The following is an 18,639-nucleotide window of genomic DNA, read 5'->3' as shown; positions in this document are numbered from 1 at the left end:
GTAGCGCAGGCGGTCTCTCCCCGGCTAAGACGCCAAGGCCTGGGAGAGACCGATGCGCCTGCTGATCTACGAACCTTCCTTCCGCCGGATCGAGGCGGAGATCGCCGCGCTCGGCCCCGCCGTCGAGCCGCTGCTCATGACGGCCTCGGGCGAGGTGACGTCGAACGGCGCCGTCCTGCCCCCTGACAGCGTGGACGCGGACGCGGCCTGGACCAACGCCGACGTCTTCTTCAGCCCCGTGGCCCGGCCGTTCATGGTCGCCATGCTGAAGTCGCCGAGCCTGAAATGGGTGCAGAGCGGGGCGGCGGGGTTCGACAACCCGGTCTTCGGTCAGATCGTCCAGAAGGGCGCGACGCTGACCACCAGCCACGGCCAGGCGGTGGGCATGGCGGACTACGTCCTGTGGGGCGTGCTCGACGCCCTCCAGGGCGGGGCCCAGCGGCGCGCCGCCCAGGCCGCCCACGCATGGAAGCGCGAGCCGTTCCGCGAGATCGCCGGCTCGAACTGGGTGATCGTCGGCTTCGGCGCCATCGGCAAGGGCGTGGCCGACCGCGCCCGGGCGTTCGGCGCGCACGTCACCGGCGTTCGGCGCAATCCGGCCGCCGACCCCTCCGCCGACCGCATCGCGGCCCAGGGCGACCTGCCGGGCCTCCTGCCGGACGCCGACGTCGTGGTCCTGGCCTGCCCGCTGACGGCCGAGACGCGGCACATGGCCGACGCGGCCTTCTTCGGCGCCATGAAGCCCGGCGCGATCTTCGTCAACGTGGGGCGCGGCGGACTCGTGGACGAGCCGGCGCTGCTGGCGGCGCTGGACCGGGGCATTCCCGAGCACGCCGTCCTCGACGTCTTCGAGACCGAGCCGCTGCCCGCCGAGAGCCGGTTCTGGGACCACCCCCGGGTCACGCTGACCCCGCACTCGTCCGGCATGAGCTCGGGGAACGCCCAGCGCAACGACGCCCTCTTCCTCGACAACCTCGGCCGCTTCGCCCGCGGCGAGCCGCTCCGCAACGTTGCGGATCCCAAGGACGTGCTGGCGGGATGAGTATCGCTCCTCCCCTGGCGCGAAGACGACGGGGGAGGTGGATCGACGCGGAACGCGGCGAGACGGAGGGGGCGCGAGACGGCCCGCTCGGAGTTTCCGGCCTTGCGCCCCCTCCGTCAGCTTCGCCGACACCTCCCCCGCTTCGCGGGGGAGGAACCAGTTGTCAGTCCGTCCAGAGGTCCTGGTGGTCGCCCTTACGGTTGAGCATCCGCACCGCACGCTTGATCACGGTCAGCAGGCGTTCCTGCCGCGCGGCCTGATCATAGGTCATGGAGCCCTTGGCCATGCCCTCCAGCAGGAAGCGGCCCAGGTCGCGGCTGGTCTGGAAGCGCGGGTCCGCGCCGGCCTGCATCATCGCCCCGATGCGGTCGCCGCCCAGCTGGGCGTGGTCGAAGGCGCTGCGGGCCGAGGCCAGGCGCTCGCTCAGCATCGGGTCGGTGCGCGCCGCGGCCTCCAGCTCGGCGAAGGCCACGAACGGCGTCTCGCGGAGCAGGGCCCAGTAGACGTCGATGGCATGCTCGGAGGCGTCCACGCCCGGCGCCGGCGGCGTCGAGGCGGCCTGTTCGAACAGCCGGGCGCGGTGCAGCTCGATGTGGGCCACCGCCGCCTCGATCAGCTCCTCGCGCGTGGCGAAGTGGTACAGCATGGCGCCCCGGGTCAGCATCGCCGCGTCGGCGATCACCGCGTTGGTCGCCGCGTGGTAGCCGATCTCGGCGAACAGCCGCATGGCCGCGTCCAGGATGCGGGCGCGCGTCCGGAGCGACTTCGGCGTCGCCTTGGCTGGATAGGTGGTGGCGTCCATCGGACCCAATTCGCAGCGACCCCCCCAGGGTCAGCACTCATCAGACCCCTAGCCATATGGGAGCCCAGCGTGCCAGATCATACGTGGCCGCAGCGCGCATTGGACGCGCAATGTTCGCCGATTGGGCGCCGGGTCGCCGACATTGCCGCATTGTCGAGTAACGGCGGCATGCGTTGACTTCGCGCTCGAACCCATGACAGTGCGGCTGCCATGAAAACCCCCCTGCCGAACCTTCGGGACCGCCAGCGTGAGGAGACCCGCGAGCAGATCCTGCGCGCCGTGGGCGACCAGCTCGAAAGCCGCTCGCTCGAGGATCTGAACTTCGCCGAGATCGCCCGCGACGCCGGCGTCGGCGAGCGCACGGTCTATCGCCACTTCCCCACCAAGGAAGCGCTGCTGGGCGCCTTCTGGGCCTGGCTGCAGAGCGAGGCCTTCCGCCAGCAGCCCGATCGTCCCAAGCCCCAGCGGACGGACCGCCGCATTCGCGAGGCGATCACCGCCCCGCGGGACGCCCAGCGGCCGATGCGCATCCTGGTCGCCACCGACGCCTGGGAGCCGCAGGTGAACGGCGTGGTCCGCACCCTGACCCGCGTGGTGCAGGAGCTGCAGGCCATGGGCCACGTGGTCGAGGTGATCCACCCCGGCCAGTTCAAGACCTTTCCCCTGCCCACCTACGCGGAGATCAAGGTGGCGATCGGCGTCTACGAGCCGGTGCAGGAGCTGTTCAAGGCCTTCGAGCCCGAGGCCATCCACATCGCCACCGAGGGGCCCATCGGCCTGGCGGCCCGCCGGATCTGCGTGGAGTGGAAGCTGCCCTTCACCACCAGCTACCATACGCGGTTCCCGGAGTACGTCTCGGCGCGCCTGCCTTTGCCGTTGGCCGCCGGCTACGCCTACATGAAGTGGTTCCACAAGCCGTCCGGCCGGCTGATGGTCGCCACGCCCACCATGCGCGAGGAACTGTCCAACCACGGCTTCCGCAACATCTCGGCCTGGTCCCGCGGCGTCGACACCGAGCACTTTCGCCCCCGCGGCGAGGACGATCCCGACATCTTCGCCGACCTGCCCAAGCCCGTGTTCCTCTATGTGGGCCGGGTGGCCGTGGAGAAGAACATCGAGGCGTTCCTGGCGCTGGACCTGCCGGGTTCCAAGGTGGTCGTGGGGCCGGGCCCGCAGCTCGAGGAGCTGCAGGAAAAATATCCCCACGTGGTGTTCAAAGGCTCCCGGTCGGGCAAGGAGCTGGCCGACCACTACGCCTGCGCCGACGTCTTCGTCTTCCCCTCGCTCACCGACACCTTCGGGCTCGTGATCCTGGAGGCCATGGCCGCGGGCACGCCCGTGGCGGCCTATCCGGCGCCTGGCCCCATCGACCTGATTCCGGGCTCCGGGGCCGGGGTGCTGGCGCTCACTGCCACCGAGGGCCTGCGCGAGGCTTGCCTGCAGTGCCTCGACCTGGACCGGAAGAAGGTGCGCGCCTTCGCCGAGAAGTTCTCGTGGCGGGCCTGCGCCGAGGATTTCGTGAAGAACCTGCAGCCCTATCCCGAACCCGAGAAGACCCGGTTCTGGCGCCGCCTCCGGCGGCTCGCCCGTGTGCGCCGCCGCCGTCCGGAAGCGGCGTGACCGGCGCGACTCATGACACTTTTATGACAATGTGATTGGCGCACGCCGAAACCCCGCGTAAACCGCCCGCCTCTAAGGCGGCTGGCCGCCGATTCGAGGGGAGTTTCACGACGCCGATGGGCAAGAAGAGCGACAGGTTGCGACCGGAACCCGACCGGGAGCCGCGCACCCAGTACGCCGCCCTGCCCTGGCGCAAGCGCGACGACGGCGCGGTGGAAATGCTGCTGATCACCTCACGGGAGAGCCGGCGCTGGGTCATCCCGAAGGGCTGGCCGATGAAGGACATGACCCCGGAGGACGCCGCCGCCCAGGAGGCCTACGAAGAGGCCGGCGTCACCGGCAAGGCAGGCCGCAAGTCGCTGGGCGTCTACCACTACGACAAGCGTCTGCGCTCGGGCCGGCTGCAGCACGTGCGGGTGATGGTCTACCCTCTGGAGGTGCGCAAGGTGAGCGACATCTGGCCCGAGATGGTCGAGCGCGAGCGGCTGTGGTCGTCCCCCGCCGAGGCCGCCAGCCTGGTCGACGAGCCGGAGCTGCGGACGCTGCTGGCGAAGTTCAGCGTCTAGAGAAGGCGGCTGCGGATCGCCTGGCTCAGCATGTCGATCAGGCTGACCGCGACGATGATCACCACCACGATGGCCGCCGTGTTCGAATAGGCGAACGCGTTCAGGCTATCGAACAGCACCTGGCCGATGCCGCCGGCGCCGATGAGGCCCAGCACCGTGGCGCTGCGGCTGTTGGATTCGAACCGGTACAGCGCATAGCTGGTCCACAGGGGCGCGACCTGGGGGATCACGCCCCAGACGATCTCGTGCAGCTTGTGGCCGCCGGTGGCGCGCACGCCCTCGACGGGCCCGCGGTCGATGGATTCCACCGCCTCGGAGAACAGCTTGGCCAGCACGCCCGACGTGCCGATGGCCAGGGCCATCACGCCGGCGAACGGTCCGGGGCCCACGGCCACCAGGAAGATCATGCCGATCACCAGGTCGGGAACGGACCGCACGATGTCGAGGAAGCGCCGGACGGGAATCTGGATGAAGGCGGGTGTGATGTTGCGCGAGGCCAGCAGGCCCAGGGGCGCGGCCGCCAGGATGGCGATGGTCGTGCCCCACAGCGCCATCTGCACCGTCAGCCACATCATCGAGACATAGAGCCGCCACTGGGTGAAGTCGGGCTTGATGAAGCCCCGGCCCAGCTCCTGCATGTTGCCCGAATTGGTGAACAGCAGCGGGAACTTGCTGAGTTCGGCCGGCCGGAAGGCGATGGCGAGCAGGACGATCAGGCCGCCCCAAAGGACGAGGTCCGGGGCCCGCTGCGCGAGGCTGCGTTTCGGGGCGGGCGGAACCGCGGACGACACGCTCATTGCGCCGGCGCCGGGACGGGTTCGAGCGCGCGCGTGCGGGCCGCTTCGGCGCTGACTTTCTCGAACTCGGCCTGGGCCTTGGCGATCCGGGCCTGGTCGCCCGACCGCTTGGCGGCCGCGAGCGCCTCGCTGGCCTCCATCTCCCGCACGGGGTCGAGATAGGAATTGTCGGCCGGCCGGAAGCCGCCATAGGCCAGGCCCTTCAGCACCTCGCGCTGCTTGGCGGCCTTTTCATCGGAGCCGGTGCCGTAGGTGAGGAAGAACTGGCGGATCTTTTCCTTCAGGGCCGGATCCAGGTCCCTGCGCACCACGATCGAGCTCTCGGGCAGCGGCGGGGAGGACCAGATCGTCTCGACCTTGGCGGCCAGCTCAGGGCTCTGCCGGGCGAAGAAGATCATGCCGACGCTGTTGTTGGTCGCCACGTCCACGACGCCGTTGGCCACCGAGAAGGCGTTGGCCTGGTGGCTGGCCGAGCGCACCGACTTGAAGCACTTGTTCGGCTCGATGCCCTTGGGCGTGAACAGATAGGTCATCGGCGCCAGGGTGCCCGAGGTGGACTGGGTGTCGCCCAGGCCGAACGACAGGGACTTGTCGCACTTCAGCACCTTGTCGAGGGTGATGCCGCTGCCCTTGCGCACGATCAGCACGGACTTGTAGGTGGCGTCGCCGCCGGCATCGACCACGCGGCCCAGCACCTCGGCGTCGGCGCGCCGCACGGCCTGCAGCGCCGGAGACGCCGAGAACCAGCCCATCTGCACCTGGTTGAAGCGCATGGCCTCCACCAGCGAGGTGTAGTTGGTGGCGAAATAGGGCTTCACCTTCATGCCGATCTGGTCGGACATGTCGGCCAGCAGCGGCGCCCAGAGCGGCTCCATGGACGTCTGGTTCTCGGCCGACAGGATCGAGAACGTCAGCTCCGTGAGCTTTCCGTCCTCGGCCTTCTTCTCGGCGGGCTCGCCACAGGCGGCGAGGGCCAGGGCGGCGGCGCTCAGGGTGAGGATGAGGGTGCGGCGGATCATGTGGGCGCTCCTTCCCAGAAGACGTCCTCGAATTCGGGGCCGTAGATGTCGATGAGTTGTTCGCGCTTCAGGCCGCCCGAGGGGCCGTCGTAGACGACCTTGCCGGCCTTCAGCGCCACCACGCGGTCGCAATAGCGCAGCGCGTAGTCCACCTGGTGCAGGGTGACGAGGACGGTCAGGCCGTCGTTCTTGTTGAGCTCGCGCAGGATTTCCATCACCCGCCGGGCCGAGACGGGATCCAGCGAGGCGACGGGCTCGTCGGCCAGGATGATCTTGGCCTTCTGGACCAGCGCGCGGGCGATGGCGCCCCGCTGCTGCTGGCCGCCGGACAGCGTATTGGCGCGCTGGGTGGCGTAGTCGGACACGCCGAACCGGTGCAGGGCCGCCATGGCCGCCTGCTTGGTCTCGGCCGGCCAGACGCCCAGCGCGGCCTGCCAGAAGTTGATCCGGCCCAGCGAGCCCAGCGCCACGTTGGTGAACAGGCTGAGCCGGCCCACCAGGTTGAACTGCTGGAAGATCATCCCGATCCGGGTGCGCGTCTTGCGCACGTTCGAATCGATCCGGCCGTCCTTCTGGACCGGGCCGCCGAAGGCCACGATCTCGCCGGGGCCGGCGTCGATGGTCTGGAGCGCGCTGATCGAGCGCAGGAGGGTGGATTTCCCCGACCCGGAGGGCCCGATGAGGGCGATCATCTCGCCCTTCGTGGCTTCCAGCGACACCCCGTCGAGGGCGCGGCGCTGGCCGAAGGTCTTGGAGACGTTCCGTATCGACAGAACGGCGGCGTCAGGCATGAGGGTTGTCGGAGCTTTCCCGTAGTAGCCCGGCTTCATGGCACGGCCGGCCCCATCGGGTCTACCGCGCGAAGCCGTCGCACACACGAAGACTTTACATGCCCGTCCAAAGTCCCTAAATGCGCGCCTTCCGGCGGACCCGATGTCCTCAAAAGCGCTGCTAACGCCGGTCTGGGTTCAACAATCCGTTGGGGGTTGCGTGAGGTGCAGACGTACCATACGCCCCTGGACCTGGTCCGTGAGCGGTCCCCGGAGCGTCCTGTCGCCTTTGCGCGGCCGGGCGTGGTGGCCGTAGCGGCGCGCTGGTTCCAGGACAAGTTTCAAGGCGACGTTTTCTACGCTGTGAAGGCGAACCCTTCGCCGTGGGTCATCGAGGCCCTGGTGAAGGCCGGCGTGAATTCGTTCGACGTGGCGTCGGTCCCCGAGATCGAACTGGTTCACCAGTTCGCCCCGGGCGCGCGCATGGCGTTCATGCACCCGGTGAAGAGCCGCAAGGCCATCGCCGAGGCGTACCATCGCTATGGCGTGACGACGTTCTCCTTCGACACGCACGAGGAGCTGCAGAAGATCCTCGAGGCGACCGACGGCGCCAAGGACCTGACGCTGATCGTCCGCCTGGCGGTGACGGCGGAAGGCGCGTCCTATTCGCTCTCCGGCAAGTTCGGCGTCGACGCGCACGAGGCTCCCTCGCTGCTGCTCGCCGCCCGGCGCGCCACCCAGGGCAAGATGGGCGTCTCCTTCCACGTGGGCAGCCAGTGCATGCGGCCGACCGCCTACCAGGCGGCCATGGCCCAGGCGAACCGCGCCATCGTGCGCGCCGGCGTCATGGTCGACATCGTGGACGTGGGCGGCGGCTTCCCGTCGGTCTATCCGGGCATGGTTCCGCCCGGCATGGCCGACTACGCCGACAGCATCCATCGCGGCTTCGCCGAGATGAGCGTCCACGAGACGACCGAGCTGTGGTGCGAACCCGGCCGGGCGCTGGTGGCCGAGGCCTCCTCGATCCTCACCAAGGTGGAGCTCAAGAAGGGCGACGCGCTGTACCTCAACGACGGCAGCTACGGCTCGCTGTTCGATGCGGCGCACGTGAAGTGGCCCTTTCCGGTGAAGCTGTACCGCGGCGAAGGCGAAGAGGCGCACGAGGTGGACGGGCCGCTGAAGCCCTTCCGCTTCTATGGTCCCACCTGCGACAGCCTCGACCACATGCCGGGCCCGTTCTGGCTGCCGGAAGACATCCGCGAGGGCGACTACGTCGAGATCGGGATGCTGGGCGCCTATGGGGTGGCCATGAACACCCGCTTCAACGGCTTCGGCGACGCCGAGACCGTGGAGGTTTCGGATGCGCCCATGGCCTCCATGTTCGGCCTGGCCGGCCGCAACATCCGCCTGCCGCGCGAGCAGCAGGAGGACGAGCGCAGCAAGGTCGTCCGCCTCTCGCGTCCGAAGGGCCGCGCGGGAAAGAGCCGCCGCAAGCGGTAACAACTGACGCTTTTCAAGTGTTATAGGCGCGGCCGGTCGCTCCGTCCCGGTCGCGCCTTTCTGTTTTCCGACGGGCGATCACCCTCAGAAGGGAACTTCAGAAGATGAACGCTCCGGCGAACACCAACCGCAAGGCCGAGCTGCTGGCCAACACCGTCGAGCACGTGGCGATCGACCAGTACGACGCCCGCCCCGTCATCGACGCCATGCGCAAGATGAGCTTCACCAGCCGCGACACCGCGCGCGCCGCCGACATCTGGTCGATGTCGCTGGAGGACGCCGAGTGCTCGACCTGGCTGACCCTGGCCGGCTCCACGTCGGCGGGCGGCTGCATGCACATCTACCGCGACATGGTGAAGTACGGGATGATCGACGCGATCGTCGCGACCGGCGCCTCCATCGTCGACATGGATTTCTTCGAAGCCCTGGGCTTCAAGCACTACCAGGCCGACTCCACCGTCGACGACCGTGAGCTGCGCGAGATGTACATCGACCGCATCTACGACACCTACATCGACGAGGAAGAGCTCCAGAACTGCGACGGCACGATCTACGAGCTGTGCGAACTGCTGGAGCCGCGCCCCTATTCCAGCCGCGAGTTCATCCACGAGATGGGCAAGTGGCTGGCCGCCGGGAACGCCAAGAAGCCCGACAGCCTGGTGGAGGTCGCCTATCGCGAGGGCGTGCCGATCTTCTGCCCGGCCTTCGTGGACTCTTCGGCCGGCTTCGGCCTGGTGAAGCACCAGGTGGAGCGGATGAAGGCCGGCAAGCCCTACCTCACCATCGATGCGGTCGCGGACTTCCGCGAGCTGACCGAGATCAAGCTGAAGGCGGGCGCGACCGGCCTCTTCATGGTCGGCGGCGGCGTTCCGAAGAACTTCGCGCAGGACACCGTGGTCTGCGCCGAGATCCTCGGCCACGAGGTGGACATGCACAAGTACGCCGTCCAGATCACGGTGGCCGACGTGCGCGACGGCGCCTGCTCGTCCTCGACCCTCAAGGAGGCCTGCTCCTGGGGCAAGGTCGACGTGACCTGGGAGCAGATGGTGTTCGCGGAGGCCACCACGGTGGTGCCGCTGATCGCCTCGGACGCCTGGCACCGCGGCGCGCACAAGAACCGCAAGAAGCGCCGCTGGGCGGACCTGTTCGCGAAGTAGGATGCGGCGGCCGGGGAGCGATCCCCGGCCGTTTTCCTATGGCGGTTGAATCCGCCGCCCCGCTCTGCGACACCGGCCGGGTCAGCTTGGAGGGCGCGATGCGGTTGAGGCTACTGGTGACGTCGGTCTGCGCCGTGGGGCTGCTGGGCGCCGGTGAAGCGCCGAAGACGCCGCCGAAAGCGCCGCTCCCGGTCGCGATCGCGCCCTACCTGACCCCCGAAGACCTCGACACCTACAAGGTGCTGCCGCCTGCCCCCGTGCCCGGCACGACCCGCTACGAGGCCGACCGCACCGTCTATCTCCAGACCCGCAAGCTGGAGGGCACGCCGCGCTGGGAGATGGCCAAGGCCGACGACAATTCCGTCGGCATCCTCAAGACCATGAGCTGCGCCCTGGGGGCCGAACTCACCCCACAGAACGCGCCGAAGACCTACGCCCTCTTCGCCCGGGTCGGCCGCGACGCCAGCGCGACCACGAACCGGCCCAAGGACATCTACAAGCGCCAGCGGCCCTATCTGATCGACGACGGGAATATCTGCATCGCCAAGTCGGACGCCCTGGCCAAGAGCCCGGACTATCCGTCCGGCCACAACACCTGGGGCTGGGCGGTCGGCCTGCTGCTGGCCGAGATCGCGCCGGACCGGGCGACGCCGATCATGTCGCGGGCCCGCGCCTATGGCGAAAGCCGCCTGGTCTGCGGGGTGCACAACCTCAACTCGGTCTACATGGGCTGGGCCAACGGCTCGATGATGGTCGCCGCCCTGCACGGCAAGCCCGAGTTCCGCAAGGACCTGGAGGCCGTCCGCAAGGAGGTCGCCGCCGCCCGCAAGACCGCCCCGGCGCTCGACGCCGCCAAGTGCGCCGCCGAGGCCGAGATCGTGGCCCAGAGCCCCTACTGATCCTCAGCGCCCGCCTTCGGACAGGTGGAAGATCGCCGCCTGTCCGGCCAGGGCCCCGCCCAGCAGGATGTCGCCGGGCCGGCTGGCGTCGGCCGCGGTGACGTAGATGTTCGAGCCTGAGTCCAGCAGCGTCGGCGCGGAGGGGATGCCCCTTCGGTCCAGCGTCACCACGAGGCCCGAGAAGGTGCTGGTGAAGGGCAGGACGGCGTAGGGGTTCGCCCGGGCCGCCGCCGCGACGTCGGGACGGCGCAGGGTCACCACGTTCTCCTTGCTGGCGGCCACGAACGTCCGCCCGCCCGGCAGGGGGGCCAGCGCCCGCACGTCGGATGCGCCCAGGCTGTCGTCGCGGTAGAGCGTGCGGGTCTCCAGGCGGGGCGTGGCCGCCAGGACCGTCGCCCGGCCCTCCTGCCCGCAGGCGTCCCGGCTGGAGCCGCCCAACAGCACCGTGCCGTCCGCCTGACCCAGCGCCGTGACCACCCCGAGACCCCGGATCTCCCGCGCCGCCTTGCGCGCGCCCGTCCGGCCATCGCGAAGCTCCAGCCACGTCACACGCTCGGTCAGGCAGTAGGGCGTGTCGTAGTCGTCCGCCGGCGCGGGTGGACGCTCCAACGGCGGCGCCTGATCCGTCGTGTAGGTCACCAGCAGGTCGCCGCCCATCGGCGTGACGGTCGCGTCCGAGAGCCTGAAGCCTGGCGGCGCCTCGACCGTGAACAGGGGCCGGGCCGCGAGCGCCGTGGTCAGCTCCAGCACGTGCAGCCGACCGCCCCCGGCCTCGGGCGGGTCGCGTAGATTGAGCTCACCGACCGCGATCACCGCCGCCTCGGGCCCTCGCGCTGCGCCGCCCAGGATGAAGGCGTCGACCTTCGCCAGGCCCGTCCCCTGCCACGACCCGGCTGCCGCGCCATTCTCGTAGGCCTGCACCACCGGCGCGTAGCGGCCGGCGGGGCCGAGGCGATAGCCGCCGACGAGGCGTCGCCCGTCAAAGTTCACACCGAAGCGGGACGCCCCACCGGCCCGGTCGTCCAGGCGCCAGATCTCCGCCCCCTCGGTCGTCGCCACGCGCACCGCCGCGCCATGCCGGCCCCGCGCATCGGCGTCGGAAATGAACTGCGTGGCTACGCCCGCCGAGGTGCGCTCGACGTCCAGGACCTCCCCGCCCGTCCGGGTCAGCACCTCCACCGCCCGCAGCGACTTGGCCGGCGGCGAAGCCTGAACGGCCGGGCCCCCGTCGCCGAGAACCACGAAGGGCGCCCAGAAGCGAGGGTGGAGGTAGGCCCGCTCCGGCGGCGCCGCCAGGAGCCGCCTCTGCGCCTGGGCCAGGGCGTCCGCCGGTCCGGCGCCGGTCTCCCGCAGGCCGGCGAACAGGTCCGTCACCACGCGCTTTCCGGCTTCCGAGTTCACGGGCCAGAGCGTGGCCAGCGTCGCCGGCACGCCCGCCACGGCAAAGGCCGAGGCCAGGGCCGGCAGGTCCTGGGCGAACTGGGTCAGGTCGAAGTTGGCGGTGTTGCAGGCCGACAGCGCCACGAACGCGGCCCGCAGGTTCATGTCGGCGATCTCGGATGCGGTCAGCAGCCCGTCGTCGGCCGGGTCGACCGCGTCCACCGGCGTCAGCACCAGGGCCGGCTCCGACAGGCCCTGCAGGTCCTCCCTGATGAGGCCGTGGGTGGCGAACGACAGGTGGCGGTAGGCGCCCACCATCTCGCCGCGCAGGTTGCGTTCGGTCGCGGCGTCCTGGACGAGGACCCGCGCCGCCCGGAAGCCCTTGGCCGAGGCTTCGAGCTCATCCCTTGTCTCCGGCAGGGGCGCGAGGGAATCGAGGCGCGTGCCCCGCAGCAGCAGCCTGGCCGGATCCTCTCCGGCCTTTGGGCGAAGCACCGGATCGCCGACGCCCAGGAAATCGAAATCGGCGGACACGCCCCGGGCCGTCCGCGCCGCCAGGATCGCCTCGGCGGAGCCCGCATAGCTGATCGCATGGCGGCGAACGAGCCAGTCGGCGGCCGCAAGGTCATAGCCGCCGGCGATCTTCGGCGGCGGGGCGGAGAGCAGCGCCGACAACGGCAAGGCCGATCCCGCCACCCCGGACAGCCACACAATCCGGTCGCCGGGCTTCAGGCAGCGCTCGAACGGGCGGATCATCGCATCGTACAGCCGCACCGACGCCTCCGCCGGGAACTGGATGTCGAGCCGCTCGGACGGCGCATGGGTGGCGGTCAGGGCGGCCTGCACCAGGCGGGTGTCCAGGCGCACGCGCATAGGATCGCCGGCCGCGACGCTGTAGGTCGCCGCGTCCTTGCGCACGCACATGTAGGCGAAGCCGCCGGCGGTGGGCGTCATGGCCAGCACGGCCTCGCCGGGCGACAGCGTCGCCTGCAGACGCCCCAAGGGCGCCAGCCCCGGCTCGCGGCGTACCCCCGCCTTGGCCGCCTCGGCGTCGGCTCGGGCGATGCGGACGTCGAAGTCGCGGATCAGCAGCCGGGTCGCCGCGTCGTGGCTCAGCGGGCTGGGGGCCGGCGAGGCGCCCGCAGCCGCTTCGAGGACCTTCTGGATCTGCTCCCGCTCCAGCCGGTCGCGGCGCGCCCGCAGCCGCAACGCCTGGTGCGCCGTGCGGCGGCCCATCTCGTCCCGCGCCTGGCTGAGCTGGGCCAGGGCGTCGGCGTCGAACGTGTGGCCGCTGCGACCGGCGATCTGCATCAGGTCGAACGCGGCTTCGGCGCCCAGTCCGCCGTCGCCTCCGGCCTCGGCCAGCGTCAGCTGGACCAGAAGCTGTTCCAGGGCGCCCGGTTTGCGCCAGGCCGCCTGCCGCAGCCGCTCGCCCAGGGCGATCATCGCCGCCCGCCGCTTCGGGCCGGGCTCCAGCGCCAGCGCGACCCCGGCCTGGCGGTGGGCCGCCAAGGCGGCGGCGCGGCCGGGCGCCGGCTCGAACCCCAGCGGCCGGGACAGCGCCTGCGCCGTCACGGGGTCCGCCTGCCCGCCCAGGGACGCCACCAGGCTGCGCGCCACGAGATAGGACACCTCGTCCGCGGTCGCCGGCGCCCGACCGCCGGCGCCGTAGAGGGCCCCGTCGGGATGTTCCGCCAGCGCCCCACGCGCGCAGTCCATATCGCCCAGTCCAGCGCACACCGCCGCCCGCTGGCTCAGCGCGCGGCCGAGCAGCCGGCGGCGCGCCGCCGCGTCCCCCTCCAGCGTCTGTAGCGCCGCCACGGTGGTCTCCAGCACCCCGGCCGCGCCCTTCAGGTCGCCCATCCGCTCGAGGAGGCTCGCCTCGGTAAGACGGTAGGCGACGGCCTCGGGAGTCGACGGCGGCAGCAGGCGGGCAAGCGCCGAGCCGCCCGCGCGATAGAGCCCCCAGGCACGCTCGGTCCGGTCCGTCTCCACCAGGATCGCCAGGACCTCCGCCACGGTGGTCGCCAGGAGGGCGGGCGCGGCCTCTGGCCGGTCGACGGCGGCGACCATTGAGAGAGTTCGGTCCAGCACCTCATCCAGGGCGCCCGCCTCGCCGCGCGCCTGCAGGCCCTTCGCGGCGAGCACCTGGTGGCGCAGGTAGGCGGCGCCGTCGGCCGAACGTGGCGCCACGGCCTCGCTCGCCACCGAAGGCTGCGGCAGGCTGCAGAACACGCTTGTGACGAGAAGCCATCCGGCTAGGCTCCGCCGCACGAACCAGTGCCGGGGGACTAGCGTCATGAAATGGCTCCACCTGGGCGCGATTCTCGCGACCCTTTCGTTTGCATCATACGCATCGGCCCAGGCGCCGGAAGGACGGCTGGGGTCCTCCGTGCGGACCGCAGGCGGGACGGCGAAGGGCAAGGTCCCGGCCGGCGCGCCGGACTCGCCGGCGACGGGCGGCCTCGCGTACGGCAAGGCGCTGGGCCGGCTGAAGGCCGACGGCCAGGCCGTGACCCGCGGCGCGACCGAGACCCGGGTCTATGCGCAAGCCTCCCCCGCGGTGGTGATGGTCGTCGCCAAGAACGGCTTCGGCTCCGGCGTCCTGATCGGCGCCGACGGCAAAATCGTCACCAACCTGCACGTGGTCGAGGACGCCACCGAGGTCGGAGTGGTCTTCAAGCCTGCCGTCGAGGGCGCGGCCCTCAGCAATGCGGACGTCCGCCGCGCCCGGATCCTGCGCCGCGACGAGGTGGCCGACCTGGCCCTGATCCAGGTGGACGAAGTCCCCGCCGGGGTGAAGCCGCTGGCCATCGGCAACTCCACCACCGTGCAGGTCGGCGCCGACGTCCACGCCATCGGCCATCCCACGGGCGAGGCCTGGACCTACACCCGCGGCATCGTCAGCCAGATCCGCCGGGCCTATGCCTGGTCCACCGAGGACAAGATTCCGCACGAGGCGACGGTCATCCAGACCCAGACGCCGATCAACCCCGGCAACTCTGGCGGCCCGTTGCTGGACGACGAGCTGAACGTGATCGGCATCAACAGCTTCGTCGGCGAGGGCGAGGGCCTGAACTTCGCCGTGTCGGCCGAGGACGTGAAGTCGTTCCTGGCCCGCACCCAGGACCGCGTCTCGCGTCCGGCCGCCAGGGCCGTCGCCGAGACCTGCGAGCGCCAGGTGCTGGAAGAGGGGCGGACCGATGACCCCAAGGGCAAGGAGTTCCTGGTCGACGACAACTGCGACGGCGAGGCCGACTTCCTGCTGATGATCCCCGACAGCAAGCGCAGCCCGGTCGTCGTGCTCTTCGACGACGATGGCGACGGCAAGTACGACACCGGCTTCTACGACCACGGGCACGACGGGCAGTACGACGTCGCGCTCTACGACACGGATGCGGACGGCGAGCCCGACATGCGGGGCGACTTCCGAAAGGGCGAGGACGAGCCCTATCGCTGGGAGAAGATCAAGAAGTAGGCCGGCAGTTCAGATCCCCGCGTACCATTCGTAGCCGCGGTCGGGCCAGAAGCCGCCCTGGCCGCGGCCGAGGCCCTCCAGCGAGGCGACGGCCTCGATTCGCATCACGTATTTGGCGTGTTTGTAGCCGAGCTGGCGCTCGACCCGCAGGCGCAGCGGATAGCCGTGCCGGATGGGCAGGGTGGCGTCGTTCATCTGGTAGGCCAGGATCGTCTGCGGGTGGTAGGCGTCGACCAGGTCGATGCTCTCGTAGTACCGCCCGGCCCCGTCCGTGGCCGACGGGTCCAGGGTGTCGGCGCAGTGGAAGACGATGTAGCGCGCCTCGGACTTCAGCTTCGCCCGGTCCAGCAGGGCCGACAGGCGCGCGCCCTTCCACTTGCCGATGGAGGACCAGCCCTCGACGCAGTCGTGCCGGGTGATCTGGGTGCGCGAGGGCGCGGCCCGCACCTCGGCGAGCGTCAGCGACAGCGGCTGTTCCACGAGGCCGCCCACCTCCAGCCGGTAGCTGGCGAAGTTCTCGGCCAGTAGCGCCACATACTCGGCGTCCTGCGGCCGCAGGGTGCCGTTGGCCTTGAAGTCGGCGGAGACATCCGCCGGGGTGAACTCCCGGGCCAGAGCGTTCCGGTCCGTCACCAGGCGCTGGGCGCGCAGGCTCCAGGTCTCGGCCACCTTCAGCATGCCGTTGAAGGTGGAGTTGGCGACAAGCCGGTCACAGCCGGCAAGCCAAAGGCCGGCGAGGCTTGCGCCCACGCCCGAGAGCCAGCGGCGGCGATCCAGGCTCATGCGCGGTCTCCGTCGGCGCCCGTCGTCTCGATGGCGTATCGCCCGGTGATCATCGAGCGCATGTTGTTCCAGAAGCCCGAAACCACCACCAGCGCCAGGTGGACGACGACGAAGAGCACGATGGCCGTCGCCGAGAGGAAGTGGATCGTCCGCGCCGACTGGCGGCCCCCGAACAGGTCGATCAGCCCCGGCAGGGTCGCGTTGAACCCGGGCGACATGGAAAGCCCCGTCGCCACCATCAGCGGCAGGAGGACGACGATCACGAGAAGGTAGGTCAGCTTCTGGATGACGTTGTAGCTGCGCGCCGCCTCGCCCTTGGGGAACTGCAGGCGGGCATGCGTGACGATCTCATGCAGGACGTGACGGGGTCGAAGCTGTGCGCGGGTGGGCAAGAGGTCCCTGGCGATGTGGCCGCGCGCCAGGCCCCAGAGCCAGTAGACCAGCCCGTTGATCACGAAGAGCCAGGCAAAGAAGAAGTGCCACCGCCGCCCATCGGCCAGCGAGCGGTAGCTGGGGATCGTCGCCCAGGCCGGGAAGCCGCGCTGCTCGCGGGCGCCCTCGGCCCCGGACCAGCCGAACAGGCCCGTGGTGTCGAACCGCAGGCCGCCGACGGTGGTGATCCCGCGCGGCTCTCCGCCCACCTCCTCCTTCTTCATCGAGACCCAGGGCTCGGCGAAGGTGGACTTGGCGCCCCAGTACAGGGCGGGATGGGCGTTGAAGATCTGCAGGCCGCTCATCAGCAGCAGGCTGACGACCAGCACGTTCAGCCAATGGGTCACCCGCGTGACGCCCGAATGGCGGCGGATCATCACCTTGCCGGGCTCAACGGCCATGCTGTCCTCCGCCCTGGACTGTGACGCGGGTCGCGCCATCTGGCGAGCGCCGGAACGATACCGGTCCGGCTTGCGCTTTCCTGGCAGCATTTAGGTGATGGAGCTTCGCCATGGGCGCAGACAAAGCTGCAAACAATGACAAGATTCAGTCCGAAGGCCGGAAGGACAATGCCGCCCAGCCGCTGAACGCCGCCGAGCCCAACGCCGGGGCCGAGCGCTATCCGCCCACCAGCCGCGACGATGGGGTCGAGGCGCCGGCAGGGGAACGCCGAGGCTTCGACACCGGCGCCAACCCGCAGCCGCGCCAGGGCGCGGGCGACGGCGGGCCGCCACCGTCGGTGAACGAGGGCCGCTTCGGTCCCGGCGGCGATCCGGCCGAAGGCAAGCGCTAGCTCGCGCGGCCGAACCCGCTAAGCTCCCCGCCGCACAGCGGGGGGAGTTCGGGCGTGGCGGACGTGGAAGTGTGGCGCGGCGGCGTGGCCAGCTGGGAATGCGACCAGATGGGCCATCTGAACGTCGGCTTCTATGTGGCCAAGTCCATGGAGGCCCTGGCCGGCGTCGCGGCCGAACTGGGCATGCCGGGCGCGTTCGCCGCCAACGCCGAAGCGACGCTGGTGGTGCGCGAGCAGCACATCCGTTTCCTGCGCGAGGCCCGGCCCGGCGCTCCGCTGCACGTCACCGGCGGCGTGCTGGACATGGGCGAGAGCGACGCCCGCATCATGCTGCTGATGCACCACCAATCCGGCGAGCTGGCCGCCAGCTTCCAGACCGTGGTCTCGCACGCAACGGCGCGCGACGGCCGCGCCTTCCCGTGGCCGGAGCGGATCCGCGCGCGCGCGGATAGACTTGCCACCACCGTGCCGGAAAGGGCCGCGCCGCGCTCCATCGGCCTCGCCCCCGTCGAGACTGAGGCCAGCCTCGCCCGCGCCGACGAACTGGGCCTTGCGCGAACCGGCCTCGGCGTCATCGACGCCCGGGACTGCGACGCCTTCGGGCGCATGCGCACCGAGATCTTCATGCACCGCCTCTCCGACGGTATCCCCCACTTCTTCGCCGGGCGTCGCCCGGGCGCGGTCGATCCGGACCGCAAGGTGGGCGGCGCGGCCCTGGAGTACCGGCTGATCCACCATGCCTGGCCCCGGACCGGCGACCGGCTGGAGCTGCGTTCAGGGTCCGCCGGGGGCGACCCGCGCTTCCGCCGGCTGGTCCACTGGCTGCTCGATCCGGACACGGGCCGCCCTTGGGGCAGCGCCGAGGCGATCGCCGTCTCCTTCGACCTGGAGACCCGCAAGCTGATCACCCTGTCGGACGCGGAGTTCGCCAGGGTCGAGGCCGACGCGGTGAAGGGGCTGGGCCTTTAGCCCGCCACTTCGAGCAGGAGCTCACGCACCAGCTCGGGCCGTTCCATCGGCAGGAAATGGCTCGTGCCCGGGATCACCTCGATGCGGAAACGGCCGGTGGCGTCGAGCTCGGCCTGGCCGTCTTCCAGCCGCGCGGTCGAGCCGTGCTCGGCCCGCAGAATCCGCACGGGGCACTGCGTCGCGCGGAAGGCGGCCCACGGGTCGTAGTTGTGGGTGCGGAAGTTCGACGCCTCCCAGGCCGGCGTGCAGGTCAGGGTCACCTCGCCGCCTTCGCCCTCGCGGAAGCCTGCCTCCACGTAGTCGGCCAGCTGTTCGGGCCGCCAGCTCCTGAAGGCGCCGCGGCCGGCATAGGCCTCCACCGCCGCGGCCTTGCTCGGAAAGGTCGCGCGGCGGCGCAGGGCCCCGTCGGCCAACGGATTGTCGCCCATGCTGGAAGGCCGCTGGGACGGCGTGAAGATCACGGGATCGAACAGGGCCAGGGCCTTCACCCGCTCCGGCGCGGCCGCCGCCGCCAGCAGGCTGGAGGTGCCGCCCATGGAATGGCCGGCCAGCACCACGGGCCCATCGGTCTCCGCGGCCAGCAAGGCCAGAAGGTCGTCGCGGAACTCAGCCCAGCCCGCCCGGCCCTGTTC

17 protein-coding genes and 1 pseudogene are annotated in these 18,639 nt (G+C 70.6%); 10 read left to right on the top strand and 8 right to left on the bottom strand.

Going from position 1 to position 18,639, the window contains the following annotated elements:
- Window positions 1-52 precede the first annotated feature (52 nt).
- A complete protein-coding gene (locus tag AX721_RS24285; RefSeq protein WP_068878541.1) occupies window positions 53-1,042 on the top strand; it encodes a D-2-hydroxyacid dehydrogenase in 990 nt (329 codons plus the stop codon).
- Window positions 1,043-1,205: 163 nt separating this feature from the next.
- On the opposite strand, the gene AX721_RS24280 is transcribed toward AX721_RS24285, so the two are convergent.
- Window positions 1,206-1,844: a TetR/AcrR family transcriptional regulator gene (locus tag AX721_RS24280; protein ID WP_068878540.1), complete on the bottom strand. Its 639-nt coding sequence runs from the start codon at window positions 1,842-1,844 to the stop codon at window positions 1,206-1,208.
- A gap of 210 nt (window positions 1,845-2,054) precedes the next feature.
- On the opposite strand from AX721_RS24280, the pseudogene AX721_RS28640 reads away from it, so the two are divergent.
- The 3 genes and pseudogenes from AX721_RS28640 to AX721_RS24270 form a co-directional block, all read left to right on the top strand.
- Window positions 2,055-2,237 (top strand): annotated as a pseudogene (locus AX721_RS28640) (TetR/AcrR family transcriptional regulator); the annotation flags it as partial.
- 129 nt (window positions 2,238-2,366) lie between these two features.
- Window positions 2,367-3,464 carry a glycosyltransferase family 1 protein gene (locus AX721_RS24275; protein ID WP_068878553.1) on the top strand — a complete coding sequence of 366 codons (1,098 nt, stop codon included), beginning with the start codon at window positions 2,367-2,369 and terminating at the stop codon, window positions 3,462-3,464.
- A gap of 137 nt (window positions 3,465-3,601) precedes the next feature.
- Entirely contained in the window at window positions 3,602-4,030 is a 429-nt protein-coding gene (locus AX721_RS24270; protein WP_231733197.1) for an NUDIX hydrolase, read from the top strand.
- On the opposite strand, the gene phnE is transcribed toward AX721_RS24270, so the two are convergent.
- The 3 genes from phnE to phnC are packed head-to-tail and all read right to left on the bottom strand — an operon-like array spanning window position 4,027 to window position 6,637.
- Window positions 4,027-4,827 (bottom strand): phosphonate ABC transporter, permease protein PhnE, encoded by an 801-nt coding sequence (gene phnE / locus AX721_RS24265; protein ID WP_068878538.1) that lies wholly within the window; start codon window positions 4,825-4,827, stop codon window positions 4,027-4,029. The genes AX721_RS24270 and phnE overlap by 4 nt on opposite strands.
- Window positions 4,824-5,846, bottom strand: a complete 1,023-nt coding sequence (gene phnD / locus AX721_RS24260) for a phosphate/phosphite/phosphonate ABC transporter substrate-binding protein (protein ID WP_068878537.1) — start codon at window positions 5,844-5,846, stop codon at window positions 4,824-4,826. The genes phnE and phnD overlap by 4 nt, the downstream gene beginning before the upstream one ends.
- A complete protein-coding gene (gene phnC, locus AX721_RS24255; protein WP_068878536.1) occupies window positions 5,843-6,637 on the bottom strand; it encodes a phosphonate ABC transporter ATP-binding protein in 795 nt (264 codons plus the stop codon). Before phnC ends, phnD begins: the two co-directional genes overlap by 4 nt.
- 204 nt (window positions 6,638-6,841) lie before the next feature.
- On the opposite strand from phnC, the gene AX721_RS24250 reads away from it, so the two are divergent.
- The 3 genes from AX721_RS24250 to AX721_RS24240 all read left to right on the top strand — a co-directional run bounded on the left by AX721_RS24250 (window position 6,842) and on the right by AX721_RS24240 (window position 10,172).
- Entirely contained in the window at window positions 6,842-8,116 is a 1,275-nt protein-coding gene (locus AX721_RS24250; RefSeq protein WP_068878552.1) for a type III PLP-dependent enzyme, read from the top strand.
- Between the two features lie 104 nt (window positions 8,117-8,220).
- Complete coding sequence (locus AX721_RS24245; RefSeq protein ID WP_068878535.1) at window positions 8,221-9,273, top strand: deoxyhypusine synthase; 1,053 nt, start codon at window positions 8,221-8,223, stop codon at window positions 9,271-9,273.
- A 98-nt stretch (window positions 9,274-9,371) separates the two neighbouring features.
- Window positions 9,372-10,172, top strand: a complete 801-nt coding sequence (locus tag AX721_RS24240; protein WP_068878551.1) for a phosphatase PAP2 family protein — start codon at window positions 9,372-9,374, stop codon at window positions 10,170-10,172.
- 3 nt (window positions 10,173-10,175) lie between these two features.
- On the opposite strand, the gene AX721_RS24235 is transcribed toward AX721_RS24240, so the two are convergent.
- Window positions 10,176-13,853: a CHAT domain-containing protein gene (locus tag AX721_RS24235; protein WP_156467356.1), complete on the bottom strand. Its 3,678-nt coding sequence runs from the start codon at window positions 13,851-13,853 to the stop codon at window positions 10,176-10,178.
- 91 nt (window positions 13,854-13,944) lie between these two features.
- On the opposite strand from AX721_RS24235, the gene AX721_RS24230 reads away from it, so the two are divergent.
- Complete coding sequence (locus AX721_RS24230; protein ID WP_068878533.1) at window positions 13,945-15,030, top strand: S1C family serine protease; 1,086 nt, start codon at window positions 13,945-13,947, stop codon at window positions 15,028-15,030.
- Window positions 15,031-15,039: 9 nt separating this feature from the next.
- Here the strand turns inward: AX721_RS24230 and AX721_RS24225 are convergent, their stop codons facing one another.
- Window positions 15,040-15,813, bottom strand: coding sequence for a molybdopterin-binding protein (locus tag AX721_RS24225; RefSeq protein ID WP_068878532.1), 774 nt, complete (start codon window positions 15,811-15,813; stop codon window positions 15,040-15,042).
- A complete protein-coding gene (locus AX721_RS24220) occupies window positions 15,810-16,646 on the bottom strand; it encodes a cytochrome b/b6 domain-containing protein (RefSeq protein WP_068878531.1) in 837 nt (278 codons plus the stop codon). Before AX721_RS24220 ends, AX721_RS24225 begins: the two co-directional genes overlap by 4 nt.
- Window positions 16,647-16,756: 110 nt before the next feature.
- Here AX721_RS24220 and AX721_RS24215 point away from each other — a divergent pair, with 110 nt between their 5' ends.
- Together AX721_RS24215 and AX721_RS24210 are read left to right on the top strand one after the other, a co-directional pair.
- Complete coding sequence (locus AX721_RS24215) at window positions 16,757-17,038, top strand: hypothetical protein (protein WP_068878530.1); 282 nt, start codon at window positions 16,757-16,759, stop codon at window positions 17,036-17,038.
- 54 nt (window positions 17,039-17,092) lie between these two features.
- The gene (locus AX721_RS24210) at window positions 17,093-18,007 is read left to right on the top strand and encodes a thioesterase family protein (RefSeq protein ID WP_068878529.1); all 915 of its coding nucleotides are present in this window, start codon (window positions 17,093-17,095) and stop codon (window positions 18,005-18,007) included.
- Here the strand turns inward: AX721_RS24210 and AX721_RS24205 are convergent.
- Window positions 18,004-18,639 (bottom strand): alpha/beta fold hydrolase (locus AX721_RS24205; protein ID WP_068878528.1); only part of this gene is annotated, 636 nt, incomplete at its 5' end. The genes AX721_RS24210 and AX721_RS24205 overlap by 4 nt on opposite strands.

Origin of the sequence: Phenylobacterium sp. CCH9-H3 (genome assembly GCF_001557235.1) — a bacterium.
In the GTDB taxonomy this organism is placed as follows: domain Bacteria; phylum Pseudomonadota; class Alphaproteobacteria; order Caulobacterales; family Caulobacteraceae; genus Phenylobacterium.
The sequence above is the reverse complement of the archived record's forward strand: the minus strand, read 5'-3'. Positions and strand labels throughout refer to the sequence as shown.